The 21881-nt window shown below is 51.0% G+C and carries 22 protein-coding genes; 18 read left to right on the forward strand and 4 right to left on the reverse strand.

What is annotated here, in order from left to right; genetic code table 11:
* Window positions 1-547 precede the first annotated feature (547 nt).
* The 3 genes from WFO64_RS18695 to flgA all read right to left on the reverse strand — a co-directional run bounded on the left by WFO64_RS18695 (window position 548) and on the right by flgA (window position 2119).
* Window positions 548-991 (reverse strand): flagella synthesis protein FlgN, encoded by a 444-nt coding sequence (locus tag WFO64_RS18695; protein ID WP_337013536.1) that lies wholly within the window; start codon window positions 989-991, stop codon window positions 548-550.
* Window positions 992-1007: 16 nt separating this feature from the next.
* A complete protein-coding gene (gene flgM / locus WFO64_RS18700; protein WP_337013537.1) occupies window positions 1008-1304 on the reverse strand; it encodes a flagellar biosynthesis anti-sigma factor FlgM in 297 nt (98 codons plus the stop codon).
* A gap of 110 nt (window positions 1305-1414) precedes the next feature.
* Window positions 1415-2119, reverse strand: coding sequence for a flagellar basal body P-ring formation chaperone FlgA (flgA, locus tag WFO64_RS18705; protein WP_337013538.1), 705 nt, complete (start codon window positions 2117-2119; stop codon window positions 1415-1417).
* A 274-nt stretch (window positions 2120-2393) separates the two neighbouring features.
* On the opposite strand from flgA, the gene flgB reads away from it, so the two are divergent.
* The 18 genes from flgB to cheW all read left to right on the forward strand — a co-directional run bounded on the left by flgB (window position 2394) and on the right by cheW (window position 20038).
* Window positions 2394-2807: a flagellar basal body rod protein FlgB gene (gene flgB / locus WFO64_RS18710; RefSeq protein ID WP_337013539.1), complete on the forward strand. Its 414-nt coding sequence runs from the start codon at window positions 2394-2396 to the stop codon at window positions 2805-2807.
* 8 nt (window positions 2808-2815) lie between these two features.
* Window positions 2816-3220 carry a flagellar basal body rod protein FlgC gene (gene flgC, locus WFO64_RS18715; protein ID WP_337013540.1) on the forward strand — a complete coding sequence of 135 codons (405 nt, stop codon included), beginning with the start codon at window positions 2816-2818 and terminating at the stop codon, window positions 3218-3220.
* 11 nt (window positions 3221-3231) lie between these two features.
* Window positions 3232-3930 carry a flagellar hook assembly protein FlgD gene (locus WFO64_RS18720; RefSeq protein WP_337013541.1) on the forward strand — a complete coding sequence of 233 codons (699 nt, stop codon included), beginning with the start codon at window positions 3232-3234 and terminating at the stop codon, window positions 3928-3930.
* 35 nt (window positions 3931-3965) lie between these two features.
* Window positions 3966-5171 carry a flagellar hook protein FlgE gene (gene flgE, locus WFO64_RS18725; protein WP_337013542.1) on the forward strand — a complete coding sequence of 402 codons (1206 nt, stop codon included), beginning with the start codon at window positions 3966-3968 and terminating at the stop codon, window positions 5169-5171.
* A gap of 12 nt (window positions 5172-5183) precedes the next feature.
* The gene (locus tag WFO64_RS18730; RefSeq protein ID WP_337013543.1) at window positions 5184-5939 is read left to right on the forward strand and encodes a flagellar basal body rod protein FlgF; all 756 of its coding nucleotides are present in this window, start codon (window positions 5184-5186) and stop codon (window positions 5937-5939) included.
* A gap of 24 nt (window positions 5940-5963) precedes the next feature.
* Window positions 5964-6746 (forward strand): flagellar basal-body rod protein FlgG, encoded by a 783-nt coding sequence (flgG, locus tag WFO64_RS18735; RefSeq protein WP_337013544.1) that lies wholly within the window; start codon window positions 5964-5966, stop codon window positions 6744-6746.
* Between the two features lie 146 nt (window positions 6747-6892).
* A complete protein-coding gene (locus WFO64_RS18740; RefSeq protein WP_337013545.1) occupies window positions 6893-7546 on the forward strand; it encodes a flagellar basal body L-ring protein FlgH in 654 nt (217 codons plus the stop codon).
* Window positions 7547-7571: 25 nt separating this feature from the next.
* Complete coding sequence (locus WFO64_RS18745; RefSeq protein ID WP_442956163.1) at window positions 7572-8678, forward strand: flagellar basal body P-ring protein FlgI; 1107 nt, start codon at window positions 7572-7574, stop codon at window positions 8676-8678.
* Window positions 8678-9607 (forward strand): flagellar assembly peptidoglycan hydrolase FlgJ, encoded by a 930-nt coding sequence (flgJ, locus tag WFO64_RS18750; RefSeq protein ID WP_337013547.1) that lies wholly within the window; start codon window positions 8678-8680, stop codon window positions 9605-9607. Before WFO64_RS18745 ends, flgJ begins: the two co-directional genes overlap by 1 nt.
* 107 nt (window positions 9608-9714) lie before the next feature.
* On the forward strand, window positions 9715-11358 hold the full coding sequence (flgK, locus tag WFO64_RS18755) for a flagellar hook-associated protein FlgK (RefSeq protein WP_337013548.1): 1644 nt from the start codon (window positions 9715-9717) through the stop codon (window positions 11356-11358).
* Window positions 11359-11402: 44 nt separating this feature from the next.
* Window positions 11403-12314: a flagellar hook-associated protein FlgL gene (flgL, locus tag WFO64_RS18760; protein WP_337013549.1), complete on the forward strand. Its 912-nt coding sequence runs from the start codon at window positions 11403-11405 to the stop codon at window positions 12312-12314.
* A gap of 83 nt (window positions 12315-12397) precedes the next feature.
* Entirely contained in the window at window positions 12398-14092 is a 1695-nt protein-coding gene (locus WFO64_RS18765) for a methyl-accepting chemotaxis protein (protein WP_337013550.1), read from the forward strand.
* A 175-nt stretch (window positions 14093-14267) separates the two neighbouring features.
* Window positions 14268-14990, forward strand: a complete 723-nt coding sequence (locus WFO64_RS18770) for an RNA polymerase sigma factor FliA (protein ID WP_337013551.1) — start codon at window positions 14268-14270, stop codon at window positions 14988-14990.
* Between the two features lie 72 nt (window positions 14991-15062).
* On the forward strand, window positions 15063-15473 hold the full coding sequence (flhD, locus tag WFO64_RS18775) for a flagellar transcriptional regulator FlhD (protein WP_337013552.1): 411 nt from the start codon (window positions 15063-15065) through the stop codon (window positions 15471-15473).
* A gap of 157 nt (window positions 15474-15630) precedes the next feature.
* Window positions 15631-16521: a flagellar motor stator protein MotA gene (gene motA / locus WFO64_RS18780; RefSeq protein WP_337013553.1), complete on the forward strand. Its 891-nt coding sequence runs from the start codon at window positions 15631-15633 to the stop codon at window positions 16519-16521.
* Window positions 16518-17504: a flagellar motor protein MotB gene (motB, locus tag WFO64_RS18785; protein WP_337013554.1), complete on the forward strand. Its 987-nt coding sequence runs from the start codon at window positions 16518-16520 to the stop codon at window positions 17502-17504. The genes motA and motB overlap by 4 nt, the downstream gene beginning before the upstream one ends.
* Complete coding sequence (gene cheA / locus WFO64_RS18790; protein WP_337013605.1) at window positions 17491-19503, forward strand: chemotaxis protein CheA; 2013 nt, start codon at window positions 17491-17493, stop codon at window positions 19501-19503. Before motB ends, cheA begins: the two co-directional genes overlap by 14 nt.
* Window positions 19504-19528: 25 nt before the next feature.
* Window positions 19529-20038: a chemotaxis protein CheW gene (gene cheW / locus WFO64_RS18795; RefSeq protein WP_337013555.1), complete on the forward strand. Its 510-nt coding sequence runs from the start codon at window positions 19529-19531 to the stop codon at window positions 20036-20038.
* Window positions 20039-20668: 630 nt separating this feature from the next.
* On the opposite strand, the gene WFO64_RS18800 is transcribed toward cheW, so the two are convergent.
* On the reverse strand, window positions 20669-21490 hold the full coding sequence (locus tag WFO64_RS18800; protein ID WP_337013556.1) for a flagellin N-terminal helical domain-containing protein: 822 nt from the start codon (window positions 21488-21490) through the stop codon (window positions 20669-20671).
* Between the last annotated feature and the right edge of the window lie 391 nt (window positions 21491-21881).

The raw sequence follows: 21881 nt of genomic DNA on the forward strand, positions 1-21881 counted from the left end.
TTCATAATTTGGCGTCGCCGGCAGGGGAAGCTCGCGCTCAGCGCTCGCCGGTTCTGGCATATCGACCGCGTCAGGGGAAGATAAAAAGGATCTGAAGCAGGGGATTCTTCTGATTAAGGCTTTCATAAGAGGACCTTTTAAGGATGATAAAGAGCAGTAAAATTTTTCGGCTGGGCGGGTTCGTGCGTAGGTATGCCACCAGATATCCGCCTCTCCGGTTGGAACACAGCAGGCGCTCGACAGAATGGATTAAGTGGTTGATTTATCATCGCAGAGAAAACCGCGTACTAAGGGCAGCAGTCAGTCAGTGATCGTGGCGCACGCAATCCATGAAAGGGGCGACAGGCTCTGGCATCGGTGTCGAAACCGTACGCACGCGCTGACGGGGCAGTCATTTCAGAAGCAGACAGGCGGCGAGTGTACCGTGGCCCGGCAGGAAAAAAACCGCAAAACTCCTGACAGTCTGACTGCGCGGTTACCACATCGGGATTGACCGTTTTTTCGCAGTTTCAGTGCATTAATAACACGGTGCGTAATCGTCATGCCGTTAAATGTTTATGTTGTACGCCTTTCCCTTAATGCTTTGCTGGGAAGTGCCATCAGCCCCGTATAGCGCCACGCAATTACTCACCTGCTTCACCATACTTTTCAGGGTTAAGGCTTTCTGCATCTGAAGCTCTAAAATGGGATAGATGCTCAGATTCATTGTCCGCGTCTCGCGGGCAATCGCGACCACGTCATCCCACAGCGTCTTCAGCATCGGCTGTTGCTCATAGGGAGCCGCAATGCCCAGCTTCGTTTCTTCCGCCTTGCGCTGCTCTTCGAAAAAATTAATTGTCGATAGCAGGCGACTTTTATTGTCAGACAGCATCTGTAGGGTAACCGGGTTAAGCTGCGGCCGGTTGAGCTGGCCCAGCTCTTCAGTGAGCACCGGTTTAAGTTCTTCTAATAAACCGTGCAGTTTTATCAGGGTAATACGGAGATCATTCATCAGTTAGCCACGCGAATTAGATAATCTGAAACATTTCCTTTGTCAGGGCGTTTGCAATCTTATCGGTATCAATAGGCAGGTCGCCGGCGGCGAGTGCCACTTTGATCTTATCCAGATGTTCGACGTTGATATCCTGGCTGCTGTTGGTTTGCAGCGACTGGATCTGGTTACTCAGGCTGACTTTGGTACCGGTACGGGTTTTGTTGGCCGTGGTCGCACCCTGCACGGTACGCCGGTCAGTCTGTTTCGCCGCTTCGGGATGAATCTTGGTGAATACGGCAGGCGATATCTTTTGGCTATGTTCAATGCTCATTATTATCCTCGACACTTTGTTCGGTAAAAATATTTTCCAGTTAAGTAAATTATCGGGCGTTGTCGAAAATACTGAAGGCAGCGGGTCGGTTATCTTTTACGTCGCCTGGATTAATCAGCCACCACCGCGGCCTGACCCTCGCCAATGGCCGTTGCGGTAACGATCTGACCGGTTGCCGTCTGAACCCGTAAATGCTGACTCAGTGCGGCATTGTCCAGCGCCTTCGCCGTCGCACGAATCGTAAAGCCATCACCCCGGTAAATCACCTCTGCCTTCTCACCGGCGACGATTGCCCAGCGCTGGCGAAGCTGGCTTTCGACCAGCTTATCGCCCGGATGAACGGTACGTAACGTCACGCGCCCGATAATCCGCTGCGGGTCAAAAATCAGTCCAGCGGGCAAATGTTCCAGCGAGCCGCGTTGCGGATGAATTGCCTCTTCAGTGACCAGCTCACCCGGTCGCAATAAGCGGGTTGCCTGCCACCAGGTTGCCGTCGCATCCACATGTATCTGAATAAAGTGCCGCCGGGCGGCGCACTGCGCAATGATGCTGTGCGCGCCCGCTAATCGGCCCAGGTTACCGCTCAGCGAGAGCGCCGGTCTGTCACAGAGCGTGGCTAACTGCGCGGGCGGTGTCATCAGTTTCACCTGCAATGATGGCCTTAGCGAGGGCGGTAAATTAATAGTGTTGTTCAACAGAGTTGTTATTGCTGCCGTCAGCGGATTGTCGTTCTCCGCCGCGCTGGAAATACCGGCTGCGGCCAGCCAGAGTATTAGCGTGACCCTTTTAATGATATTGATAAATTGTTTCGCCACAATGCGGATTTCCTGGATGGCAATAATAAGAGGTTGCGCATTAATAATGACGCGTTCTGCGTGATAATTGTACGTTAAAAAGAACATCTTCTGATGAAAGAAGTGATGCCATAAATGCAGCCATTTATCCGAATTGAGCTTGTTGTTTTTTTTAATTGCACGGTTAAACGGTCAAGTAAGCCTGTTTGTGTCGATTTTTCAAATTATAGATTTCGGCTGCTCTCTTTTAAAATAGCGCAATTAAAATCCCATCGGCACGAGATAAATAATCCTTATGCTTGATAAACTCGACAGCGAATTAGGCTTCCAGCAGACAGCACTATCTCTGCTCAATAAGCGCCAGAATATTCTGGCTTCAAATGTGGCAAACGCTGACACACCGGGCTATCTGGCCAGAGATATCGATTTCACTTCACAATTAAAAGCCGCCGTTTCCCGCTCTGATGGCCACATCGGGCCGTTGGCATTAACGTTAACTTCGGGTCATCACATTGCCGCAAAGGCACAGACGGTGGATGATCTTGATCTTTTATACCGTATTCCCGATCAGCCTTCAGCAGACGGTAATACGGTTGATATGGACCGCGAACGTGCCAACTTTGTTGATAATAGTGTGAAATATCAATCAGGTCTGACGATTCTCAGTGCGCAAATTAAAAATGTGATGAGCGCGATTAATCAGGGGTAATTATTGATATGTCACTGCTCAGTATTTTTGATATTTCCAGTTCAGCCATGACGGCACAATCGAAGAGGCTGAACGTCAGCGCCAGTAATATGGCCAATGCCGACAGCATCGCTGGCCCGGATGGCAAACCTTACCGAGCCAAAGAAGTTATTTTTAAAGTTGATGGTGCGCCAGATCAGCCAATCGGCGGTGTTCGCGTCAGTGATGTGGTGGAAAGTAACGCACCAGATCGACTGATGTATGAGCCGGGCAATCCTCTGGCGGATGGTAAAGGATATGTGCATATGCCGAATGTGGATGTAGCCGGTGAAATGGTGAATACCATTTCCGCTTCACGCAGTTATCAGGCAGATGTGGATGTAATGAATACGGCAAAAACCCTGATGCTTAAAACGCTGACGCTGGGTCAATAAGGAATAACAGAATGGCCATCTCGCCAATAATGGGCAGCAACAATAACAATGTTAATAACAATAACAGCAATACCACAACTGCGGCCACGGATGGCACCAGTACTGCGGACTTAATGAAAAACTTCATGACGCTGCTGGTTGCGCAAATGCAGAACCAGGACCCGACCAACCCGATGGATAATAACCAGATGACCTCGCAGCTGGCGCAATTTAATACCGCCGCCGGGGTAGAGCAACTTAACGATACGCTAAATAGCGTCGGGACGCTGGTCTCCAGTATGCAGCAGATGAATGCCTCTGCCTGGGTTGGGCGGACGGTGTTGGTCGAAGGCAAATCGGTGATCAATAACAGCGATGAGCAGGGCGCTAATAAAACCTTCTCATTCGCGCTGGATAGCGATGCGGATAATGTCGAAGTGACGCTCACCGACAAGGAAGGCAATGCCTATCATGCCGAACTCCCCCACGTCAAAGCGGGCGTTCAGAGCTACAGCCTTGATGACCTGAGCAACTTTGAGCCTGCCTCACCGCCGGAAGGCACTAGCTATGATGTCTCATTTTCCGCCAGCAACAGCAGTGGCGACGCACCGAAAATCGTGGCACTGAAAAAAGCCAAAGTTGAGAGCGTGGCCTTTTCTTCTGGCGGCTCGCTGCTGGAGTTGGGCATTGATGGCACGGCGACCCTCGGGCAGGTTTACGAAATCGAATAATTCAATAATTTGTTGATGGATCAGGAAAAAGAATAATGAGCTTTTCTCAAGGCCTTAGCGGGTTGAATGCAGCGTCACAAGCCCTGGATGTTGTCGGTAACAACATTGCGAACTCCCAGACGGTCGGGTTTAAGACAGGATCTATTGCCTTCGCCGATGTCTTTGCCGGTTCGCAGGTGGGTATGGGGGTACAGGTCTCCGCGGTGAATCAGAGTTTCACTGATGGCGTCCTGGGCGCAGGCACAGGCAGTCTGGATATGGGTATCCAGGGCAACGGTTTTTTCCGTTTGCAGAATGAAGCCGGGCGCGTCTTTTACAGCCGCAATGGGCAGTTCCAGAAAGATGCCAACGGCTACGTCATCAACAACCAGGGGATGTTTCTGACCGGTTATCAGGCCACCGGTACCCCGCCAACGATTCAGCCGGGTGCTGCGGTCGGTCCGATTCAGATCCCTGACGGACAGATGCCGGCTCGCGCCTCGGACAGCGGTACGCTTAACGGCAACCTGCCCTCGGGAAGTGATGTGGTTACTAATACCACCTTTGATCCGACCGACAGCACCAGCTACAGCACCGCGCCAACCATGATTAACGCCTATGACAGTCTGGGAAACAAGCACACTATCAACGTTTACTTCGCGAAAACGGCGGATAACCAGTGGACGGCCTATTCCAAAGATATGACCGCGCCGGGCGATGGCTTTCAGCAGACCGCCCTGCAGTTTGATACCTCCGGCCAGCTAACCACCAATCCGGCGAAACTCCACGTTCAGGGCGCGGCGTATCACGGCGGCGAAGCGCTTAATTTTGACTTAGACCTGACCGGCATGACCCAGCAGGCGTCAGAATTCTCGATGAACAGTCCCACTACCACCGGTTATGCGCCAGGCCTGATGAATGGTTACACCGTCGGCGATAATGGCCAGGTCATCGCCTCTTACAGCAACGGCCAGCAGCAGTTACTGGGTCAGGTGGTGTTAAGCAACTTCACCAACCCAGGCGGCCTCTCGTCGCAAGGCAATAACTGCTGGAGCGAAACGCCGGAGTCGGGTCAGCCGGTCACCGGTACCTCCGGTTCGGGTAATCTGGGCACTTTATACGGTAATAAGCTGGAAGCCTCTAATGTCGATCTGAGTAAAGAGATGGTCAACATGATCGTCTACCAGCGTAACTACCAATCCAATTCACAAACCATCAAAACCCAATCAGAGCTGCTGCAAACTCTGGTTAACCTTGGCTAACGGCGGCTCATTATGGATCGTGCGATTTATACCGCAATGGGCGCGGCTACTGCTGCGCTCAACCGCCAGGCGATAACGGCGAATAATCTGGCCAACGCCTCAACCACAGGTTTTCGCGCGCAGCTTATGGCGTATCGGGCGGTGCCGGTGAATGGCCCGTCGGTGCCCACCCGAACCCTGGTGACGGAATCCACGCCCTGGAACGACACCACCATGGGCGCGGTGCATCAGACCGATCGCGATCTGGATGTGGCGTTACCCCAGGATGGCTGGCTGGCCGTTCAACTGCCGGATGGCAGCGAAGCCTATACCCGCGATGGCAACATTGAGGTCAATAGTGAAGGTGGCTTGCAGGTTCACGGTCTGCCGTTGTTGGGTGATGGCGGCCCGCTTAGCGTGCCGCCCCAGTCGCAGATCACCATTGCTCCTGACGGCACCCTGAGTGCGCTGGGTGCTGGCGATGAGCCAACGGCGCTGGCGCAGGTCGGGCAGGTGAAGATGGTGAAAGCCGATGCCCGTTCTCTTCAGATGGGCGAGGATGGCGTGTTTCATCTTAGCGACAGCACATCAGCGGGCAGCAGCGCGCCATTGCCAATGGACCCCTCTCTGCGACTGATGCCGGGCATGCTGGAAAGCAGCAACGTCAGCCCGGTGAAGACCATGGTCGATATGATCGCCACCGCCCGTAGCTTCGATATGCACATGAAAATCATCAGCACCGTTGATGACAATGAAAAAAGCGCCAATCAGCTGCTAATGCTGAGTTAACCCCCGGCGAGGAGAAATCAAACCATGATCCGTTCTTTATGGATTGCAAAAACCGGTCTCGAAGCCCAGCAGACCAATATGGATGTGATATCCAATAACCTGGCCAACGTCAGTACCAATGGGTTTAAACGCCAGCGTGCGGTATTTGAAGACCTGATTTATCAGACGTTACGTCAGCCTGGCGCTCAATCCTCTGAGCAGACCACTATCCCGTCAGGCCTGCAGATTGGTACCGGCGTCCGCCCGGTAGCGACGGAACGTATTCACAGTCAGGGCAGCCTGACGCAGACCAATAACAGTAAAGATGTGGCGATTCAGGGTGGCGGTTTCTTCCAGATCCAGTTGCCGGACGGCACCACCGGTTACACCCGCGATGGTTCGTTCCAGTTCGATCAGAATGGACAGCTGGTTACCTCCAGCGGCTATCCGGTCCAGCCTGCTATTACCATCCCCCAGGATGCTGAGTCGCTGACCATCGGCAACGACGGGCTGGTTAGCGTTACCCTGCCGGGACAAACCGCACCGCAGCAGGTAGGTCAACTGACGCTCACTACCTTCATCAATGAGTCTGGACTGGAAAGCCTGGGTGAGAATATTTACCACGAAACCCAGGCATCCGGCGCACCCAATGAAACGACGCCAGGGCTGAACGGTGGCGGGACGCTCAAACAGGGCTATGTCGAAACCTCCAACGTCAATGTGGCGGAAGAACTGGTCAATATGATCCAGACTCAGCGCGCCTATGAGATAAACAGTAAGGCGGTATCAACATCCGATCAGATGTTGCAGCGGCTGTCGAATTTATAACGCGGGTCGCCGCGGGCTGTTAGCGGTGCCGCGGCATTAAGATATGTGGTTATAACATGAATGGTAAGGCTTATCCGGCGAGGAGTCTCGTCGCTTCCCCTCGCATTTTGCGCAGTTCTGGCACTCTGCTCTTTAGCATCATAGGGATGTTAGCGCTCAACGGCTGTGCTTATATCCCGCACACGCCATTGATTGAGGGAAAAACGACCGCCGAACCGGTAGCCGCAATGCCAGCGGTCAACAATGGCTCGGTGTTCCAGAGCGGTCAGGCGATGAATTACGGTTATCAGCCGATGTTTGAAGATCGTCGGCCGCGTAACGTCGGCGATATTCTGACCATCGTATTGCAGGAGAACGTCAGCGCCAGTAAAAGTTCCTCGGCAAATGCCAGCCGCGGGGGGTCTGACTCGCTGGCGTTTGATGCGACACCGAAATTTTTGTCCGGCTTATTCGGCAGCGACAGGACCAATACCAGCATCAGCGCAAAAAATGATTTCACCGGCAAGGGCGGCGCAGCGGCCAAAAACACCTTTAGCGGTACGCTGACGGTAACGGTGAATCAGGTTCTGGAAAATGGCAATTTGCGGGTGGTGGGTGAAAAGCAGATTGAGATCAATCAGGGAACGGAGTTTATCCGTTTCTCCGGTGTGGTAAATCCTCGCACCATCAGTGGCAGTAATACCGTCTCTTCGACGCAGGTGGCTGACGCCAGAATTGAGTATGTCGGCAATGGCTATATCAACGAAGCGCAGCAAATGGGCTGGTTACAGCGCCTTTTCCTTAACCTTTCTCCGTTTTAACTCACTGATTATGAAAATCGCACACATGAAGCGCTATCTGACTCTGCTCTGCGTGGGTCTGAATTTATTACTCCCGGTCGCCGTGCATGCAGAACGCATCCGCGATTTTACCTCAGTACAGGGCGTTCGCAGCAATTCACTGATGGGATATGGTCTGGTGGTGGGTCTGGATGGCTCCGGCGATCAGACCATGCAGACGCCGTTTACCACCCAAAGCCTGAGCAATATGCTCTCTCAGCTGGGGATTACCGTTCCGACTGGCACCAATATGCAGCTAAAAAATGTGGCCGCGGTGATGGTGACCGCGGAACTGCCCGCCTTTGCCCGCGCAGGCGATAAAATTGATGTGGTGGTCTCCTCGATGGGCAACGCCAAAAGTCTGCGCGGCGGCACGCTGCTGATGACGCCACTTAAAGGTGTGGATAACCAGATTTATGCGTTAGCTCAGGGAAATTTACTGGTGAGCGGCGCGGGTGCGCAGGGGGGCGGCAGCCGGGTTCAGGTTAACCAACTCAACGGCGCCCGCATCAGCAATGGCGCGATGGTTGAGCGGGAAGTTCCGACCAGTTTCGCGGATGACAATGTGCTGCGGTTGCAGTTGAATGAAGATGACTTTACCTTTGCGCAGCAGATCAGCGACGAAATCAACCGACGCTATGGCGGGGCGACGGCGTCGGCGGAAAATGCCAGAACGGTCCGTCTGAATGCGCCGCAGGATAGCGCCGCACGAGTACGTTTCCTGGCAAATATCCAGAATATCCCGATCAAGGCTGATGCGGGCGATGCCCGAATTATTATCAACTCGCGTACCGGGTCGGTGGTGATGAACCGCCACGTTGCGCTGGATGCGTGTGCGGTGGCGCAGGGTAATCTGACCGTCGAAGTGGCGCGCAGCAATCAGGTCAGCCAGCCCGATACACCACTGGCGGGTGGCAGCACGGTAGTCACGCCTGAAACCCAGGTGTCGATGCGCAACAGCGGCGGTTCGCTACAGCGGCTCAATACCAGTGCCGATCTCAACAGCGTTGTAAGGGCATTGAACAGCCTGGGCGCGACGCCAAACGATCTCATGGCCATTCTGCAGTCGATGAAAAGCGCCGGTTGTCTCCATGCCCGACTGGAAACGGACTGATGAGCAAGTCTGACTTTAAAACCGGGGCCGCCTTCGATTTACGTAATCTGGAGGCGCTAAAGCTGACGGCAAAGCGTTCACCGCAGCAGGGGCTGAAAGCAGCGGCTCAGCAGATGGAAGGACTGTTTGTTCAGATGATGCTGAAAAGCATGCGTGAGGCGTCATTTAAAGGCGGGCTGTTTGATAACCCGCAGTCACAGATGTTTACCTCCATGTACGATCAGCAGATTTCACAGGATATCGCGGCGCAGGGAAAACTGGGGTTTGCCGATCAAATCGCTCGGCAGATGGGGGCTGCGGAACCCGCTCCCGCGGCACCCACCCAGGAATCGCTGATTTCGACGCTGATTAATGCCAGCCTGCATCCGCAGCCAGCAGAACCGGGCGCCAGCGTCACGCATCAGCGGACCCCGGCTGGCAACCGGCCAGATAATGACAGCTTTATTTCCCGCCTGATGTCACCCGCCAGAGAGGTGGCGCGTCACAGCGGGATTCCACATCAGCTGATTATCGCCCAGGCTGCGCTGGAGTCAGGCTGGGGAGATCGTGAGATCCTGACCGCTCATGGTAAGCCGAGCCATAATCTGTTTGGTATCAAAGCGACGCCGGACTGGAAAGGTGAAACCACCGAGATCGCCACGTCGGAATATATCAACGGCGCGCTGCGGAAAGTGAAAGCCTCGTTTAAGGTTTATAAAAATTACGCGGAATCCTTAGCTGACTACGCCACGTTTTTAACCACCAATCCGCGTTATCAGAAAGTCATTAATAGCCCGTCAGTTGAAAAGGCCGCGCACGCTTTACAGGAAAGCGGTTACGCAACCGATCCGAATTATGCGAAAAAGTTAATGAATATTGTTCGTTATGTCCAGAATGATCTGGCTAGCGGGGCAGGCCGTTATAAAAAATCGCTGGAAGAATTATTTTAGCGTTTAAGATTTTAGTTTTTTCTGAAACTCACGATTAATTAATAATGATATAAAATTTCCAGGCCAGATCGTGGCCTCGACTCATAAAATATGAGGCTGGTAAAGCGATGAACTTATTTAATATTGCCCAGAGCGGGCTTAGCGCAGCCCAGGCAGCCCTGAATGTGGTGGGTAACAATTTAAGTAATGCAATGACTGACGGCTACAGTCGGCAGAATATTATTCTGGGTGAAGCGGGCGGCCGCGCCACCGGTTACGGTTTCTTCGGCTATGGCGTGCAGACAAATGATGTTAAGCGCAGTTATGACGGTTTTCTTAACAATCAGGTACGCGGTGCCAACGCGCAATTTGAAGGTCTGAACGGACGTTATGAACAGCTGACTCAGATTGATGACATGTTCGGTGACAATACCAACAATATTTCCGTCACGATGGGAAATATGTTTGGTGCAATGGAAAAAATGAGTAGCGATCCCGCCAACGCCGCCGCGCGTCAGGAGGTCTATTCACAGTTTAAAGCGATCGCTAACCAGTATCGAACCAATAGCGACACGCTGAAAGGATTAGAAAAAAGCACTAATACCAAAATCAGTCAGGCAGTGAGCGATATTAATGGCTGTGCTAAACAGCTCGCCAACCTGAATAAAGAAATTGCCAAAGTTCAGGCATCCAGCGGCACCCTGCCATCGGACCTGATGGATCAGCGCGATCAGGTATTGGGCCAGCTTAGCGGGCTGACCGGCATTAAGGTGAATGAGAACAGCACCACCGGGTGCGTAGATGTCACACTGGCGAACGGCTATTCATTAGTGAACGGTGAGGATGTATGTGAATTAAAAGCGCAACCTGCAGCAGATGACCCGAACAAACTGGTGGTGGCATACACCAATAATGCTGGTGACGACATGTTGCTGGATGACGATACCCTGAGTACCGGCACGCTGGGTGGACTGTTTAAATTTCGTAATACCGATCTGAAAGATGCTGAAAATCAGCTCAATCAGCTGGCGTTGAAGATGGCCAGTAAATTTAATCAGGTCAACCAGGCGGGGTACGATCAAAACGGCGATGCGGGTTCGGCTATCTTCTCGCTTGACGATCCTCAGGCGATCGCCAATAGCAATAATAGCGGTGACGCGTCATTGGTCATTTCACGTAGCGACAATAGCGCGGTTCAGGCGCAGGATTATACCCTGACCTTTACTGGCCCATCCGCAAGCGACTGGACGGTAAAAACCGGTGATGGGCAAACTATCACCCCGACTGTCGGGGATGATGGATCGCTGAGTTTTGATGGCGTAACGGTTAAACCGCAGGGCACCCCGCAGGCTAATGACAGTTTTGTGTTTAATCCGCTCGCGGGTGCCGCTGGCTCCCTGACGGTGGCGATCGACGGCGGCGAGAAAATTGCGGCCTCAAGCTCTGCCGACGCAACGGATCAAAGCAATAATGAAAATATCAAAAAGATGCTTGATATTAAAAACCAGCAGTTGATCGGTAAATCAACCTTGAGTGAGGCGTATGCCAGCCTGGTGAGCTCGGTTGGTTCTTCAATGACGTCACTAAAATCGGGCTGTGCTACTGCCTCCGGCGTGCTGGATCAGTGGAGTCAGCAGCAGCAGTCGGTATCAGGGGTCGATATGAACGAAGAATATATCAACATGCAAATGTATACCCAGTATTACCAGGCTAATTCCCAGGTATTACAAACGGCGACGACGCTGTTCGATACCATACTCAGCATTAAATAGCGCTTTCCGTTAGCGATTATTATTACTTAACAGAGGTTATAGCGATGCGCTTTAGTACTCACTATATGTATCAGCACAATATTGATAGCATCACTAAATCAATGGCTACCGGAAATACTATTCAAGCACATCTTGCCGCAGGTCAGACCTTATTAACGCCTTCGGACAACCCGGCAGGTGCGTCTCAGGCAGTCGCATTGCAAAACACATTAGCAAGTATGAGTCAGTATGACACTGCCAGGAGTTATGCGGAGGATACCTTAGGCCAGGAAGACAACACCCTGAGCAGTATTCAAAGCATCCTCACCGGTAGTCTGTCTGAGAAAATTATTGCCGGCGGTAATGGTGCTTATTCAGATCAGGATCGTCAGTCGCTGGCAACTGAATTAAAGGGGATCCGCGGCAGTCTACGCGAGCTGGGCAATAGCTGCGACAGCAATGGCCGCTATATTTTTGCCGGTTATAAAACCGGTAACGCGCCGTTTGCCGACGATGGCAGTTATGTCGGAGGCGATACGCCGCTTACCCAACAGGTCAGTGATAACGTTGAGATGCAGGTTGGCCACACAGGGCAACAGTTGTTTATGAGCGGCACTAGCGATGACCTGCTGAGCGCTATCGATAAAGCGATCGATGCGTTAAATAAACCCATCACGAGCGAGGATGAGCGCCAGGCACTGAAAGATACCCTGGACAGCGTGAATAACAGCGTTAAGAAAAACATTGATCATATAGGAAAAATCCAGTCAGAAGTAGGCTGTAACCTGCAACAACTTGATTCACTTAGCTTTAGCTCAGATGCGCAAAAAATAAATGTGACAGCGCGACTGCAACAGGCGATTGGGTCAGATTCAGATACCCAGATTTCCCAGTCAAAAATTGCTGCGTTCGCTCTCACCTCATCAATGACGGTATTCCAGGCCATGCAACAAATTTCGATTTTTAATTTCAAATGATAAAAATCTATTATTAAATTTTTAACGGCAATGTGAAAACACAGTAATTATTTATCGATTCTTCAGAATCCCGTAGGATTATCATGTTTAAAAATCTTAAAGTCTCGGCAGGGTTAAATACCCTGATGATTGTTTTTGTTCTGTTTTTGGCCATCATCTCTTTTTTCAATTTTACCAGCACACACCGATTTGACAAACAGGTTGAGGATGCGATTACCATTTCCAACGCCTCCAATCCGATTGAGGATGCGGTCGGTAATCTGAATAATGCGGTCGGCCTGGCGGTAATGGACACGTTTATTGAAAAAGATAATTTTGAGAAAAGTGGCGTCCGTAACGCTGATAAAGGGAACATCGCCATTATTGATCAGTTAGTGGCTAAAGCGAATGTCGCTTTCAAAGCATTTAAAAGTCAGCCCTCTCTCTCTACAGAGGAGTATGAGCAGGTTCAGAAAGTTAATAAGGCTTATACCGATCTGTTGAATTTTACCCTGAGTATGCGCGATGCGTTGATCGATCCAGCAGCAGAGCTAGGCGATGTCAGCATGCTGGAGAAACAAACCAGTCAGTATCGTATCGTCATAAAAGATGAAATGGATGAGTATGATCATGTGCTCAAGACGCTGCTGGCGCAGCACAAGCAGCAAGGGGATGAAAAAAATGAAACCATGCTGGCCTGCGCCTATGCCATCCTGATCATCTCAATCATTATTGTAATAATCGCGCGTATCTGGTTAAAAAGGACTGTATTTATCCGTCTTAACCAGACTCGGGAGACGTTCGCGTTGCTGGCATCAGGTAATTTAAGCCAGCCGATTAAAATTGGCGCGGAAAATGAAATTGGTGAAATGCTGGCCGAGCTCGAAAAAATGCGCGTCTCGCTAACCACAACCGTGTCAGATATCCGCATCGGCGTATCCAACATCTATGGCAGCGCCCAGGAAATTGCCAATAGCAACAACGAACTCTCTTCGCGCACCGAGCAGCAGGCGTCCGCTTTACAACAGACCGCGGCCAGCATGGAAGAGTTGAAAATTACGGTGCGTCAGAATGCCGATAATGCGCACAGCGCCAAACAGTTGGTAGAAAGTGCCAACAGCAGCGCGCGCAAAGGCGGCGATGTGATGGTCAATCTCGACAGTATTATGCGTGAGATTACCGAAAACTCGCGCCAGATCGCCGATATCAATGGCGTTATCGACAGTATTGCCAACCAGACCAATATCCTGGCGCTGAATGCGGCCGTGGAAGCGGCGCGTGCCGGTGAACAGGGCCGTGGATTTGCCGTGGTGGCCGGTGAAGTGCGTAGCCTGGCGAAGCGCAGTGCGGATGCGGCGAAAGAGATTCGTCAGCTGATTAATGTCTGCGTCTCCAACATGAGTACCGGTTCGCAAGAGGTGGAGCTGGCGGGTACCGCGATGAATGAAGTGGTGAAATCGGTTACGCAGGTTACGGACATCATGTCGGAGATCACCTCGGCGTCTGATGAGCAAAGCACTGGCATCAACCAAATCGCGCAGGCAGTAAACGAGATGGATTCAGTGACTCAGCAAAATGCCAGCATGGTTGAGCAGGCTGCCAGCGTAGCGCGCAGCGTTGAAGAGTATGCGCATAATCTGGAGCGAGCGGTGTCGCAGTTTTCGCTGCAGGACAATGCGCAGGCAGGTGAAGAAAGCAGCACCAAATATGTCAGCACGGCCGCGATGAAAAAACCGATGGTTAAGAGTGAACTGGCATTCGGTAAAAATAAAACAGAAAGTGACTGGTCAAGTTTTTAATTAAACCAGAACTAAACGGATAAACAAACATCGGTATTTCACTGTTGTTTGTTTATCAATTCTGTTTTTTTTCGGCAGGCGAAATGCGCTTATTTGTACTGGCTTATCAGGCTATTTGATTTTTGGCCGATCGTTAATAATGGTATTCTGTTTTGCTGGCGTGGAATCGTTAATTTTGGATGGTATCTATACCTCAGAAGGTGTGGTTGATAAAAATGCGCTGTGGTTAAAGTACCGTTTTTGGGTGCGCCGGGAAGCGCTAAATTTACAGGTTAAATTACCGGCAAGCGTGGAGTTGGATGACCTTATTCAGGCGGGTGCGGTTGGATTGTTAAATGCTATTGATAATTATGATCCTAAAAAAGGCATCGCACTGAGTACCTATATCAGTCAGCGGGTTCGTTGGGCTTTAATCGATGAGTTACGTGAGCGGGATTGGGTACCAAGGCGAGTACGCAGTAACTCGCGGCGGCTCTCTACCGCCATTCAGCGCATTGAACAGGAGAGCGGCCACCCGGCGTCAGAGGCGGAAGTGGCGCAGGCGTTAGACGTTTCGCTGGCAGAATATCAGTCAATGCTGGCGGAAAATAACAACAGCATGATCTATTCACTGGATGAGTTGCAGGAAGAGTTTGGCGATAGTTTCGAACAACCAGACAGCCATCACGAAGCCTTAAATCCACTTAATGAAGCGCTGTTTTCCCGGTTAGCCGCTCATATCAGCCGGGAAATAAAAAACCTGCCTGAAAGGGAACAAACGTTGCTGAATCTCTATTATCAGCAAGAGCTTAATATGAAAGAGGTTGGCTATATTCTTAGCATCACTGAGACGCGTGTCAGTCAGTTGCACAGTCAGGCGATTAAACGGTTACGCGCCAGGTTAGATTTACATAAATAACCTCATCGTTTATGAATTGCCGCCCGTCAATGCAAAAAGTATAAGCGATTAATAACTATGATGAAAACAGGTATGTACAGTTACGATGATCGGTTGCAAAAGATCTATGCCTTTAATCTCTCTTACTTGCTGCTGGCTCAGAATCTTATCCGGCAGGACGCGTGTACAGCGGGCTTTTTTTTGGGCATCGATGACGAGCTGCTTAATTTGTTAAAGAACCTGCCATTGCCGGAATTATTGCGGCTGGCCTCGGTGGACAGAGTGATCTGTCAGTTACGTATTGAAAGCGAATCCGTGTTAAATAGCCTCACCAAAAGCTCCCGCCTGGAAGCGCTGCAAAGTATTCATACCGGTATTATTTTATCGACTGATTTATTGCACGGCATAGAGAAGATTGCGTCGGACTCTGCTGCTATGAGTAAGGTAGGCAGCATGGATCCTGCAGATAAAAAAACTGTACCGTTTAACCCAATTACGGGTTAACAGCAGCGAATGCTGAATTGACCATGAAATAACACTGTTCAGCCAGTCAAACCCTTTTTGGCTCGCCGGGTAGTTCACTGCTATTAAGGTATCACCTTTTTTTCTGCCGGAATCTCTTCCGAACGATAAAGGTTTTGTTAATAATGAAGAGGTTATTGTGCTGGTTGTTTTGGGGTATATTGTGGTTTTTGCCGCAGTCATTGGCGGTTTTGTACTGTCGGGTGGTGAATTAGGCGCGCTGTTTCAGCCAACGGAATTATTAATTATCGGAGGGGCAGGCATTGGTGCCTTTATCGTCGGTAATAATGCTAAAGCAATAAAAGCCACGATTAAATCGATACCCCTGCTTTTTAAAGGCTCCCATTTCACCAAAGAGGTCTACGTAGACCTGCTGACATTACTTTATCTGCTGCTGGCAAGCGGCCGCCAGAAAGGCATGATGTCGCTGGAGGCGGAGATCGAAGATCCCCAAAACAGCGCCATCTTCGCTAATTATCCCCGCTTACTGGCTGATTCATTCCTGATGAATTTCCTGATCGACTACCTGCGCTTAATGATCAGCGGCAGCACCAACGCGTTTGAAATTGAAGCCCTGATGGATGAGGAGATTGAAACCGCTGACCATGAAGCGGAAGTGCCCGCCGACAGTTTAGGCGCGCTGGGTGATGGTTTCCCGGCTTTTGGTATTGTCGCCGCGGTCATGGGGGTGGTTCATGCGCTGGCGTCCGCTGACCGTCCCGCTGCAGAGCTGGGCGAGTTGATTGCGCATGCGATGGTCGGAACCTTTCTCGGTATCCTGTTGGCTTACGGTTTCGTTAGCCCACTGGCCGCGTTGCTGCGCCAGAAAAGTGTCGAAAAAATCAAAGCCCTGCACTGTATCAAGGCAGTGTTGCTGGCGGCAATTAACGATTCAGCGCCGCAAATCGCGGTTGAATTTGGCCGCAAAACGCTCTACTCCACGGTGCGTCCGAGCTTTTATGAGCTGGAAGAGCACATTCGTGAGGTGAAAGCGGCACCGCAAAGCCCGGCAGCGGAAGAGCCCACATGAGTAAGAAGAATCATGCCGTGGTGGTGGTTAAACGAAAGCGTAAAGCTAAACATGGCGGCAGCCACGGTGGTTCGTGGAAAATTGCTTATGCCGACTTTATGACGGCGATGATGGCCTTCTTTCTGGTGATGTGGCTGCTTTCATCCTCGACTCCTGAAACCCGTGAACAGATCGCAGAATATTTTCAAACGCCATTGCGGGTTGCGCTGGCGCATGGCAATAAATCGAGCCTGAGTGACAGCGTGATCCCCGGTGGCGGCGAGAATGTCATTAAGCAGGATGGTGAAGTGCTTAAGAAAACACTGGATAAGCTGGATCAAAAGAAGAAAAAAACTGACCAGAACCTGGAAACGCTGCGTGAAAAGCTGCGCAGCCTGATTAAACAGGATCCCCGGCTGAGTAATTTCCAGTCTAATCTGCTGCTCTCGTTGACCGAAAATGGTCTGCTGGTACAGATTACCGACAGTCAGGATCGCCCAATGTTTAAGGTTGGCAGCCGGGAACCTGAGCCTTATATGCGTGCCATTCTTGAGGCGCTGGCCCCCGCGCTGAATGAATTGCCCAATCGCATTACGATCTCCGGTCACACCGACTCTTTGCCCTATGCCGCTGGCGATGCCGCCTACGGTAACTGGGAGCTTTCAGCCGATCGCGCCAATGCTTCGCGGCGTGCGCTCATTAAGGGTGGTATTTCGGCCGATAAATTTTTGCGCATTATCGGCATGTCTGACAGCGTCAGCCTCGACAGCAGCGGTCGCGATAACCCACTTAACCGCCGTATAACAATATTGGTTCACAGTAAAGAAAAAGAAAATGAAATTCTTAAAGAGCAGTCGCTTTTAAATAAACTCACTGCATCCCCAGAAACGGAAAAATTATCGTCGGAGCTAAACGTTACCCCTTCCGACGCGCAACGCCATGGGCAGCCGGTTATCTCTTCAGGAAAAATAGAGCAGCAGAGGGAAAATGATGGACATAAGTGATTTTTATCAGACTTTCTTCGATGAGGCTGATGAGTTACTGGCAGATATGGAAAAGCATCTGCTGGATATTGACTTGCTTTCACCCGATAAGGATTTATTAAACGCCATATTTCGCGCCGCCCATTCAATTAAAGGCGGTGCGGGAACCTTTGGCTTTACAGTATTACAAGAAACAACCCATATACTGGAAAACTTACTCGATGAGGCCCGTTGCGGCGAACTACAACTGACCAGTGATATTATTAATTTGTTTCTTGAGAGTAAAGATATTATGCAGGATCAACTTGATGCGTATAAATCTTCACAGCAGCCGGATAATGAAAGTTTCCGTTATATCTGTGAGGCATTACGCCAGATTGCCTTAGAGAGCAAAGCCGGGGAACCTGCGGCTGTGAAGCAGCCTGCCGTTACGGTTCAGGCAGCCCCAAACAGCGCTCAAACACCATCTGCGCCGCAACCGCAACCTGAGTCGGCGTCAGCACCCGGCGGTACGGTGCTCTCTGTCAGACTAGTGGACATCAATGAACTGGACAAACAGCCTTTAATTGATGAGCTGGCTAATCTGGGGACGATCATTAGCCAGCAGCAGGCGGGCAATCAGGTTGATATTGTGCTCGATACCACGACCAGCATCGACGATATCACTGCCGTCATGTGTTTTGTGCTGGAACCGCATCAGATAGTCATCACACCTGCGAACGCGGGTGTAACGGCGGAAACCGCCGCCGTTACGGCCAGCGTCGCGCCACCGGCCCCAGCCGCCGCAGCGTCAACGGCCCGCCCCAAAGCACCGGCCAAATCACCCGCCAGTGAAAGCGGCAGCATCCGGGTGGTGGTGGATAAGGTCGACCAGATTATTAATCTGGTGGGTGAACTGATCATTACCCAGGCGATGCTGACACAGCTTTCATCACGGCTCGATCCCTCCCAGCATGATGCACTGGTGAACAGCATAGCCCAGTTAGAACGTAATGCGCGGGATCTGCAGGAGTCGGTCATGTCGATTCGAATGATGCCGATGGAGTATGTTTTCAGCCGCTTTCCAAGGCTGGTGCATGACCTGGCCAGCAAACTTAATAAGAAAGTTGAGCTGACCCTGCGTGGCGGTTCGGCGGAACTGGATAAAGGGCTGATTGAGAAGATTATCGATCCCCTGACCCATCTGTTGCGCAACAGTCTTGATCATGGCATTGAGCCGGTAGAGGCCCGACTGGCAAAAGGAAAGCCAGAAAAAGGGAATCTGATCCTGTCTGCTGAGCATCATGGCGGCAATATTGTAATAGAGGTGATTGATGACGGGGCCGGGCTAAACCGCGAGAAGATCCTCGCCAGGGCGCAGTCACAGGGGCTGGCGGTGGCTGACAATGCCACTGATGAAGAGGTCTGGATGTTGATCTTCGCACCGGGCTTCTCCACCGCCGAGAAAGTGACTGACGTCTCAGGACGTGGGGTGGGTATGGACGTGGTGAAACGTAATATTCAGGCGATGGGCGGTCACGTCGAAATCTATTCAGAACAGGATAAAGGCTCGACCATTCGCATTATTCTGCCGCTGACGCTGGCGATTCTTGATGGTATGTCGGTGCGGGTTGGTGACGAAATTTACGTTCTGCCGCTCGGCACAGTGATGGAGTCGCGGCTGCCTACAGAGAAAGCGCTCTATCGCATGGCCGGTGATGAACTTATGCTACAGGTCCGTGAAGAGTATCTGCCGCTGGTTGAATTGCGACAGGTGTTCAACCTGCCTGGCCAGGCAGATGAGAGCAATCAGGGCATTGCGGTGATCGTACAGAGTGCGGGCTGCCGCTACGCCTTGTTGGTGGATCAACTGATTGGCCAGCATCAGGTGGTGGTGAAGAATCTTGAGCTTAATTACCGCAAAGTTCCAGGTGTGTCAGCGGCGACCATTCTTGGCGACGGCAGCGTGGCACTGATACTGGATGTCGCGGTATTAGCCATGCTGGCGAAAGAAAAGCGACAGGCAATTAAAGCCGGTTAATAGCGTGCTTTTTTAAGGTGAAAAAATGAATTTATCTGGCTCGGAAAATAAAGCGGCTGGCGATATTGCTGCCCATGAATATCTGGTCTTTAGACTGGGGGATGAAGAGTATGGCATTGATATTCTAAAAGTTCAGGAGATCCGCAGTTGTGAACGGGTGACCCGTATTGCTAACTCACCCGATTTTATTGCTGGCGTGACCAATCTGCGCGGCGTCATTGTCCCGATAGTCGACCTGCGGGTTAAATTCCGTCTGAGTTCTGCTGAATTTAATGAACACACCGTGGTTATCGTGCTTAATTTTGGTAGCCGGGTGGTGGGAATCATTGTCGATGGTGTCTCTGACGTATTGTCACTAATCGCTGAACAAATTCGTCCGGCACCCGAGTTTTCCGTCACGCTCTCGACCGAATATCTGCAGGGGCTTGGCTCGATTGATGACAAAATGCTGATTCTGGTCAATATCGAAAAGCTATTAAACAGTGAAGAGATGGAGCTGGTCGAAAAAAACAGTACGCTCGCGTCCTGCGAATAATCTCTCCGCTTTGACCGCCAGGCCATGACACGTATTTTGTGTCGGCCTGGCGCGTGCTTCTATCCCGATTCGCGCGCGCCCCTGTCGATCTCTTCTCCTCTGATCGTTTCCGTTCACTCGTCTCCACCGAATCATGCACGCCAGACCCTACCGGCCGCGCATGACTCTCCCTATACAATAGCGGTACGGTTACCCGCATGCCGCATGCCGCATGCCGCAGGCTGTTCTGTTGTGGCAGGCGACGACAAACCTAATACGGTCCAATCAAGCTGCGTTGGCTGAGTTCTGCGCGGTTGTAGAGCTCAAAGCATTCGCCGCACAGCAACTTGCTGGCAACGCAGACAAAACAGGACGGACCCGGCTAAGCCCCAGCTAGCCGCAACGGAGGGCATGTCGGGCGATAGCGGTGTACGCTTTCAGCGCTGAAGTGAAGGGCGAAAAGAAAGGTGAAGTCACGTGCAATGGGGCGGAAAAGGGGCAGGGTAGACGTTAACGCGTCGGTGAATCAGCAAATCGTAATGGAGAAAAAGCCCGATGGAGGTGACTACATGCATCGGGCCTTGCAGAGGGTTTGCTACTGACTCGCCAGACTATTTTGATCGATCCGGTAAGCCTGGGCGGTTCAGAATATTAATGCAGCAGGGTTAAAATATTCTGCGGTGACGAGTTAGCCTGAGCCAGCACTGCGGTACCTGCCTGTTGCAACATATTACCTTTCGACATATTCGAGACTTCGGTCGCCATATCGGCATCCTGAATACGTGATTGTGATGCCGTCAGGTTAACCACGGTGTTGTTAAGGTTATTGACTACTGACTCAAATCGGTTCTGAACCGCACCCAAGCCGGAACGCAGAGTACTGACCGTGCCCAGGGCGGCGTCTACCTTAGCCAGCAGTTTATCGGTGCCATCACCAGTAATGTCTGATACGTCATACGAATCCATATTCAGCGACGCGGAATCCATTTTCTTCAGGTCAATAGTAATTGACTGGCCATCATCGGCCCCCACCTGAATGCTCATAGATTGATCGGACGCCAGCACTTTCACACCGTTGAATTCGGTCTGTGCAGAGATGCGGTCAATTTCAGCCAGGCGCTGGGTAATCTCATCCTGGATGGATTTTTTGTCGGAATCAGAGTTGGTACCATTGTTTGCCTGAACGGTCAGGGTACGGATTTTCTGCAGGTTGTCGTTGACTTCGTTTAACGCGCCTTCAGTGGTCTGTGCAATTGAAGTTCCGTCGTTAGCGTTACGGGCCGCCTGGGTCAGACCATTGATTTTTGCACTGAAACGGTTGCTGATTGCCTGACCGGCAGCGTCATCTTTTGCGCTGTTAATACGCAGGCCTGAAGAAAGGCGCTGGATTGCCGTGCCCAGGGTTGACTGTGATTTATTCAGGTTGTTCTGCGCGATTAAACTCAGGGTATTGGTGTTAATGACTTGTGCCATGTTATTTTCCTTCGCTAATAGAGTTGTTAAATTTAGTTATGCGTGTTCACTTCGCATAATATTAAATATCGGCGTGGTGAAAATTCTCTGAAATTTTTTTTACTGCCAGGGTGTCACCAGGCAGTAAAGATACGACTCTCTCTATAGATAAGCGAAAAGTGAAAACCGACCGCAAGGCTACGTTGAAATAATACTACGACAGAAGTACTGACAAAGAAGGTCTTATTTCGGTCAGTAGAGATAATCCATTTTTTTATCCTCTTTAAACCGGCTGGCCGGGCCCTGGAGATTTTTTGTGGCCATATTCTAGCTTGTGCCTTTATTTTTTCTGGCTGGTGCCGATATTTTATAGAGTAAAAGAAAGCGAAAATTTCTTTATATTTACAGGAGA

This window comes from Pantoea sp. AS142 (assembly GCF_037152305.1).
Taxonomy (GTDB): Bacteria; Pseudomonadota; Gammaproteobacteria; order Enterobacterales; family Enterobacteriaceae; genus Pantoea.

Excerpts from the sequence above, each read along its gene's own strand:
- WFO64_RS18695 (WP_337013536.1), bottom strand. The coding sequence starts at position 991 with ATGAATGATCTCCGTATTACCCTGATAAAACTGCACGGTTTATTAGAA.
- flgM (WP_337013537.1), bottom strand. The coding sequence starts at position 1,304 with ATGAGCATTGAACATAGCCAAAAGATATCGCCTGCCGTATTCACCAAG.
- flgB (WP_337013539.1), top strand. The coding sequence starts at position 2,394 with ATGCTTGATAAACTCGACAGCGAATTAGGCTTCCAGCAGACAGCACTA.
- flgC (WP_337013540.1), top strand. The coding sequence starts at position 2,816 with ATGTCACTGCTCAGTATTTTTGATATTTCCAGTTCAGCCATGACGGCA.
- WFO64_RS18720 (WP_337013541.1), top strand. The coding sequence starts at position 3,232 with ATGGCCATCTCGCCAATAATGGGCAGCAACAATAACAATGTTAATAAC.
- flgE (WP_337013542.1), top strand. The coding sequence starts at position 3,966 with ATGAGCTTTTCTCAAGGCCTTAGCGGGTTGAATGCAGCGTCACAAGCC.
- WFO64_RS18730 (WP_337013543.1), top strand. The coding sequence starts at position 5,184 with ATGGATCGTGCGATTTATACCGCAATGGGCGCGGCTACTGCTGCGCTC.
- flgG (WP_337013544.1), top strand. The coding sequence starts at position 5,964 with ATGATCCGTTCTTTATGGATTGCAAAAACCGGTCTCGAAGCCCAGCAG.
- WFO64_RS18740 (WP_337013545.1), top strand. The coding sequence starts at position 6,893 with ATGTTAGCGCTCAACGGCTGTGCTTATATCCCGCACACGCCATTGATT.
- WFO64_RS18745 (WP_442956163.1), top strand. The coding sequence starts at position 7,572 with ATGAAGCGCTATCTGACTCTGCTCTGCGTGGGTCTGAATTTATTACTC.
- flgJ (WP_337013547.1), top strand. The coding sequence starts at position 8,678 with ATGAGCAAGTCTGACTTTAAAACCGGGGCCGCCTTCGATTTACGTAAT.
- flgK (WP_337013548.1), top strand. The coding sequence starts at position 9,715 with ATGAACTTATTTAATATTGCCCAGAGCGGGCTTAGCGCAGCCCAGGCA.
- flgL (WP_337013549.1), top strand. The coding sequence starts at position 11,403 with ATGCGCTTTAGTACTCACTATATGTATCAGCACAATATTGATAGCATC.
- WFO64_RS18765 (WP_337013550.1), top strand. The coding sequence starts at position 12,398 with ATGTTTAAAAATCTTAAAGTCTCGGCAGGGTTAAATACCCTGATGATT.
- flhD (WP_337013552.1), top strand. The coding sequence starts at position 15,063 with ATGTACAGTTACGATGATCGGTTGCAAAAGATCTATGCCTTTAATCTC.
- motB (WP_337013554.1), top strand. The coding sequence starts at position 16,518 with ATGAGTAAGAAGAATCATGCCGTGGTGGTGGTTAAACGAAAGCGTAAA.
- cheA (WP_337013605.1), top strand. The coding sequence starts at position 17,491 with ATGGACATAAGTGATTTTTATCAGACTTTCTTCGATGAGGCTGATGAG.
- cheW (WP_337013555.1), top strand. The coding sequence starts at position 19,529 with ATGAATTTATCTGGCTCGGAAAATAAAGCGGCTGGCGATATTGCTGCC.
- WFO64_RS18800 (WP_337013556.1), bottom strand. The coding sequence starts at position 21,490 with ATGGCACAAGTCATTAACACCAATACCCTGAGTTTAATCGCGCAGAAC.